The following is a 5,901-nucleotide window of genomic DNA, read 5'->3' as shown; positions in this document are numbered from 1 at the left end:
TCCGCAATTTGCACGAAGGTCAGCTAAGCACTGTATAGTCGACATCAATTGCAACTCAAACTGAGTTGGTGCGCAAGATCATTTTCCGCGCACCAATCTCAGCCGAAACTTATCACAACTCCACTACGACTTTTCCGACCGCAGATCTATTCGTAAGGTGGGCGTAAGCTGCGCCGACATCGGCCGACCCGAACGTCTGTTCGTCAACAATCGGTTTAAGTGCGCCGTCATCCGCCAGATCTGCCAGTGTCCGCAAGATGTCACCGTGGGTTTGCCGTCCCACATTGTGCATCATCGGGATCAACATGAAGACGACATGCAGAGACAGGCCTTTGAAATGCACAGGCGTCAAATCAATCTCGACCATCGCAACCGTCGAGGCAACTTGACCATTGAGTTTGGCCGCGGCGAATGAGTTTGTCATGTTTGGCCCACCAACGCTGTCAAACACTACATCGAAGCCTACGCCACCAGTGTGCTCGGCAACATAGTCCTCGACTTTTTGCGTTGTAAAATCCACGGGACGCGCACCAAGTCCTTCGATCAAGGCCATTTGATCTGCACCGCGACCTGTTGCGGACACGGTTGCGCCAAGGTGGCGTGCGATTTGAACCGCGACATGACCAACCCCACCCGCGCCGCCCTGAACCAGAACAGTCTGCCCTTTGCCAACACTGGCTCTGGTCAACCCTTCGTAGGCCGTAATGCCGACAAGAGGCAGCGCGGCGGCTTCGCGCATGCTCAAAGTCTTGGGTTTGTGTGCAATAAGGCGGGCATCTGCATTGATGTACTCTGCCAGAGAGCCCGGAAGGTCCATCAAACCGCCGGCGCAACCGTATACCTCATCGCCTATGGCAAAATCTGTCACGCCATCGCCAATTGCGACGACTGTGCCAGCAAAGTCCATCCCAAGCACCGCCGGTAAGGCGGGGGACAGAAGCAAATCCTCGCCCATGCTTCGGATCATCGTGTCGACGGTGTTAACGCTGACAGCGGCCACTTTGACGACGACATGTCCAGAAGTTGCGACAAGGTCGGGCAGTTCAGTGAGTTCGAACGGTGCTTCGGGTCCGTATGAGTTAAGAACCATTGCTTTCATTGGGATGTACCTTTTTGAATTTCTGTTTGGCGCGGCTCGCAACAACGCACGCCAGAAGAGGCCATTGCGTTGGAGGGTAGCTCAGTTGATGTCCTGAACCTGAATCACCAGATCGCCCCAGTTGCGCTGGTTTTCGATGTCGTGTTCCAAACCTTGTTCATCCGCGATGGTGAACCGTTTGACCGCCGGAGTTTTACTGGTGGCCTGATAGAGCCAATAGGCTTCGGCCTTCAGCGCCGCATCAATTGGTTTGTCGATGGATTCGTAGACCATCTGCTTGCAGGCATTGATCGACTCTGCCGGGAATTTTGCGATCCGTTCGGCCAGTGCGGTCACGTAGGGACCAATTTCATCCGGCTCCAACGCCTTGTTGATGGTGCCCAAACGCTCGGCATCATCTGCGTCATAATCTTGCGCGCTCAGGATGATCTCAAGCGCTTTGCCAAGACCGGTCTGACGCGCCATGCGTGAGGCACCGCCACCGCAGGGCAGAATGCCCATTCCAACCTCCATCTGCATGAACTTGTACTTGCCCCGCGCTGCAAAACGCATGTCGAGGGCCAATGCCAATTCATGTCCGCCGCCGCGCGCAAACCCTTCCAGCTTTGCGATGGTTGCCTGCGGTACCTTACTGATCCGCTCGCAGACGGATTGCAGATCCAAAAGCTGCGCATCCTCGCGCGATACGGCCTCAGTCGACATGTCCTTGAGCAGTTCGGTGTCGTAGTGGCAGACCCAGATTTCCGGGTTTGCAGATTGAAAGATCACGACCTTGGTGTCGCGATCTCGCTCCAGCCGCATGGCCAGACTGTTGAGATCTGCCAGCATTTCCTGGCCCTGCACATTCACGGAGCCAAAGTTGAATGTCACTGTAGCGATACCGTTCTCAACGGCTACGTCAAAGGTTTGAAAGTTCTCGTATTTCATTAGGCATTCCTTTCTTGGGCCTCGACGCTGCACACGTGAGGGGTAAGGGAGCGTTAAAGGTGGAAGTGCGTGGCGTTTTAGCGCCGCCCGGGTCAGTTGGTTTGGTTAACCAATTCTCTGATGGTATTCATGACGTCGGCAGCGTGGCCCCTGTCGAGTGCTGCCGCGTGTGGATCTGAGAATGCCCCACTGTCATTGTCAAAATAGGCGCCCGACGCGTCAGCGAACCGCTCGCCCAATGCCGCATCAATCAGGATATCTGCGCCGATATTCATATCGTTACCAGCTAAGCCAAAACCCTCTTTCACCATCTTTGAGGCCAAAAGCGATCCAGGATTTACTGCGACCAAAACCTGCGCACCGGATAGCGATTTGGCCCATTCTCGTGTCCAGATGGTGATCGCCAACTTGCTTTGAGCATATGCTTCCATATCGGCCATCGGCAAATTGCCTCGCATGGCCTTGGTGTTTACCGGGGCCTGAGCTGCCGATGACAGGTTCACGACACGCCCGTCGATAGGAATGATCGGCAGCAGCAACTCGGTCAGCAGATATGGCGCAAGCGTGTTCACTACAAAGCGGATGTCCTGCCCGTTCTCAAGCACAGTTTGCGGGGCTTTCAGCACACCTGCGTTGTTGATCAATACATCAAGTTTGGCATGCTTAGTGCGTATTTTTTCGGTCAGTTTTCGAACCGCGCCCAGATCGCTCAGATCTGCGGTATAGGTTTCGACATCCCCACCAACCTCGGCAGCTGCGCTCTCCAACTTGGGAACACTGCGACCATGCAACAGCACTTTGTGCCCTTCGGCGGCCAGTTTCTTTGCCGTAAGCAATCCAATGCCGTCGGTTGAACCTGTGATAAGAATAGTCTTGGTCATAGGTATTGTCCTTTAGGAAAAGTCAGGCAGCACAACGTCCGCCAGATGTTCGAGGGTGGAATCGATAGATGCTTGGTTGAACCTTAGGTTCAGCGCGACATGATTGATCCCGAGCGTTTCAATCTCGTGCAGATAGCTGCGAAGGAAGTCGGTGCCAGACTGAAACCCGAGATGGATCGGGCGCGGAGGTGCGGCGGGATCGGCAACGACATCGATATAAAGCGATTGCATGACAGGCTTGTCCGGTTGGCCCGCCCCCCGAACGCGTCGTCGGTAATCCGCGATAACCTGCCCTTGGGCGGACGCATTGCGCGGATAGGTCATCCAACCGTCGCCGTTCTGCGCCACCCAATCGGGCGATTGCTGGCTGCCACCGGTTACGAGCATCGGTAGTCGTGTGCCGTGTGGCTTTGGCAAGATGTCTATCCCGCCAGACAGTATGCCCTGAACGCATTCATGCTTGGGATAGTCCGATCCAACTGCACGGATGTAGTCAACGCTATCGCGGAAACGAGCCCCCCGGTCGTCATAGCTCTGGTTCAACGCCGGGTACTCTTCGGGACGATCACCAGACGCAACACCCATAAGCAACCGTCCACCCGAGAGCACATCTGCGGTCGCTGCTGCCTTGGCGACATGGGCGGGGTGGCGCAATGGCAAGATCACACTCGAGGTTCCAAGCGCTATCCGGTTGGTCACCGTTGCCAACGCACCCAGATAGACAAATGGATCAAAAACCTGACCAGGATCACCGAAGCTTGGGACATTGAACGGCACGTCGCGTAGCCACAGTGCCGCAAAACCGAGTTCCTCAGCTTTCTGAGCCGCTTCCAGATGACCCCGCAGCGTCGGTTCTGCGCCGACTGCGTATGCTTCGAGCGGCAACACAAGGCCAACGCTCAGGCGCCTGGGACGAAAGACCTTGTTGTAGGCCTCGTTGATCTGGGCAAACTCAGACGGCTGCATTTTATCCAACATATCTGGTCCTCCTTCAATAGCGCACCAAAGTGCGGCTCTCGATGCTTTTGCGAATGGTGGCGACGTTTGGATCCTCGACCATATCGAGGGCGCTATGTGCAATCGAGGGCAGGCCTTGATTGTCATAGATGTTGAAAATCGCCACCTCATCCGGCGTCATCTTGGATTGGTAGATCCATTCATGCTTGGGGTTTCCCACCAGCCCCATGATCTGCCCTTTGCGGTCAGGATAGATCAGATCCAGCAGGACCCAGTCAGACGGGTCAACCGACGACGGGCGAACAAAACCAAGAGGGGCCGAATTGATCGGCTGTTCGACAGGACGCCACACATTGACGAAGGCATAGTGACCTTGCGCCCATTCCGCTGCGACCTCAGCACCCAGCAGGTCGATAAGCCGTTGTTCTGCACCATCCTTGCTGTAGTCACTGTGGACATTGCGCGCAGGTTTGCGCGTCGCACTTGGGTCATCAATCCGAACGGTATGATCGAAAATCACAACCTCGCGCGCGCCCAGCCTGTCCGAAAGCGTCGCTGTCAGTTCAGTATCGTAAGTCGGTTTCCAGGCGTCGCCTGCAAAACCCCGAACCTGCGTTTTCAGCGTCGTGAATTCAACAGCATCAGACACAAATGTAACGGAGTTGACCGTCGCACGGGTGTCCCCTAATGCGACAGCTGTGGAGGACAGTTCGGGGGAAACCAGGTTTCCAGCGATCCCGCCTGCATCCAGTTCAAAAGCTTGCCGGTGCGGCTTGTGTACGTGGTAGTTGACTGTGGCTGTCCGCGTCATGTGCGCCTACTTCCCATGCAGTATTGAAGCGATGAGAGGGATTTAACGCCGATCAAAACACATATAAACTGCCCATTCACGGAATGATAATTCGGGTTTGCAATATAATGGGACTTGATACTGACGCATTGCGATTGTTCGTAAGGGCCGCAGAAATGCTGAACATCAGCGCGGCAGGGCGCGCATTGGGTATGGCCCCGGCTGTATCCAGCGCAAAGCTCGCCAAGTTGGAGCAAAGCCTGGGTTCCGAACTTTTACATCGCACAACGCGAAAAGTGTCACTGTCGGTCGAAGGTACGGATTTCCTGCCCTTCGCGCGCGAGATCATCGCGCAGGAGGAAGCTGCCCTTGCGGCTCTGGGCAAGCAAACAACTGCGATCAAGGGCACATTGCGCTTTGCCGCGCCAAGCAGCTTTGCGCAACTCTACATCGCTCCGATCCTGCCGAAGTTTCTTGACCAACACCCTGACCTCACGCTCGACTTGCGTCTGTCAGATGTGCAATTCGACCTGATCGAAGGGAGTTATGATCTTGCACTTAGGAACGCGCCACTTGTCGACACTAGCCTGAAGGGTCGTAAGCTGGCCGAGGACAGACGCATTCTTTGTGCTGCACCCCACTATCTGGACATGCACGGCAGTCCGAAAGTACCTGATGATCTAAAAAAACACCACCTGATCGCTTTCCAAAACCGCCAACTGCGGCCATTGACAGGGCCGGCAGGCGAGAACGCCGTTTTCGATCCCGCATCAGCCAAAGGTCAATTGATAATCGACGACGGTCAAAGCCAGGTCCGCGCCACGTTGGCCGGGGCTGGTATTTCCCTGAACGCTCTATGGAGCGTGCATGACCAACTGAAGTCACGCCGTTTGATACGGGTTCTTCCAAACTTTGAAGCCGCAGAGGACAATGTCTTGTGGCTGATCTATCCCAAGTCCAACGTATTGTCCCCCAAAGTGCGGGTATTCATGGACTTTCTCGTCGCAGAGATTGGCGCAAATCCCCCTTGGGAAACGTGAACTCAAATTAAGTTTAGCGCGCTGTCAGACATCCTGACGCCAATGTCGGAGACGGGCATTGAGCGGACACGCCTTGTCCAATCGCAAAAGTCTGGTTCGTCCGCAGATTTCCTGTTCGGAAAGCACGTGATTTCGCGCCTGCGGCGAATGGCAGGAATGCGGACTGCTACCGCAGCATCCTGACCGGTTAGCCAACGGCAGAAGGGG

General features: G+C 55.3%; 6 protein-coding genes. 1 reads left to right on the top strand and 5 read right to left on the bottom strand.

Annotated features, from left to right (window positions below; translation table 11 throughout):
• Positions 1-112 precede the first annotated feature (112 nt).
• The 5 genes from AC2FJF_RS24205 to AC2FJF_RS24185 all read right to left on the bottom strand — a co-directional run bounded on the left by AC2FJF_RS24205 (position 113) and on the right by AC2FJF_RS24185 (position 4,675).
• Entirely contained in the window at positions 113-1,090 is a 978-nt protein-coding gene (locus AC2FJF_RS24205) for a zinc-binding dehydrogenase (protein WP_496727546.1), read from the bottom strand.
• Between the two features lie 90 nt (positions 1,091-1,180).
• The gene (locus AC2FJF_RS24200; protein WP_496727545.1) at positions 1,181-2,026 is read right to left on the bottom strand and encodes an enoyl-CoA hydratase/isomerase family protein; all 846 of its coding nucleotides are present in this window, start codon (positions 2,024-2,026) and stop codon (positions 1,181-1,183) included.
• 92 nt (positions 2,027-2,118) lie between these two features.
• Positions 2,119-2,907: an SDR family NAD(P)-dependent oxidoreductase gene (locus AC2FJF_RS24195; protein ID WP_496727544.1), complete on the bottom strand. Its 789-nt coding sequence runs from the start codon at positions 2,905-2,907 to the stop codon at positions 2,119-2,121.
• Positions 2,908-2,919: 12 nt separating this feature from the next.
• A complete protein-coding gene (locus AC2FJF_RS24190) occupies positions 2,920-3,885 on the bottom strand; it encodes an LLM class oxidoreductase (RefSeq protein WP_496727543.1) in 966 nt (321 codons plus the stop codon).
• 13 nt (positions 3,886-3,898) lie between these two features.
• The gene (locus tag AC2FJF_RS24185) at positions 3,899-4,675 is read right to left on the bottom strand and encodes a CmcJ/NvfI family oxidoreductase (RefSeq protein ID WP_496727542.1); all 777 of its coding nucleotides are present in this window, start codon (positions 4,673-4,675) and stop codon (positions 3,899-3,901) included.
• Between the two features lie 107 nt (positions 4,676-4,782).
• Here AC2FJF_RS24185 and AC2FJF_RS24180 point away from each other — a divergent pair, with 107 nt between their 5' ends.
• Positions 4,783-5,694, top strand: coding sequence for a LysR family transcriptional regulator (locus tag AC2FJF_RS24180; RefSeq protein ID WP_496727541.1), 912 nt, complete (start codon positions 4,783-4,785; stop codon positions 5,692-5,694).
• Positions 5,695-5,901: the final 207 nt, after the last annotated feature.

It is taken from the genome of Ruegeria sp. CDSB013 (genome assembly GCF_059611165.1).
This window is presented reverse-complemented; position numbering and strand designations above follow the sequence as displayed.

Bases quoted from the DNA above. Each gene is read 5' to 3' on its own strand.
- AC2FJF_RS24205 (WP_496727546.1), bottom strand. From the start codon at position 1,090: ATGGTTCTTAACTCATACGGACCCGAAGCACCGTTCGAACTCACTGAA.
- AC2FJF_RS24185 (WP_496727542.1), bottom strand. From the start codon at position 4,675: ATGACGCGGACAGCCACAGTCAACTACCACGTACACAAGCCGCACCGG.
- AC2FJF_RS24190 (WP_496727543.1), bottom strand. From the start codon at position 3,885: ATGTTGGATAAAATGCAGCCGTCTGAGTTTGCCCAGATCAACGAGGCC.
- AC2FJF_RS24200 (WP_496727545.1), bottom strand. From the start codon at position 2,026: ATGAAATACGAGAACTTTCAAACCTTTGACGTAGCCGTTGAGAACGGT.
- AC2FJF_RS24195 (WP_496727544.1), bottom strand. From the start codon at position 2,907: ATGACCAAGACTATTCTTATCACAGGTTCAACCGACGGCATTGGATTG.
- AC2FJF_RS24180 (WP_496727541.1), top strand. From the start codon at position 4,783: ATGGGACTTGATACTGACGCATTGCGATTGTTCGTAAGGGCCGCAGAA.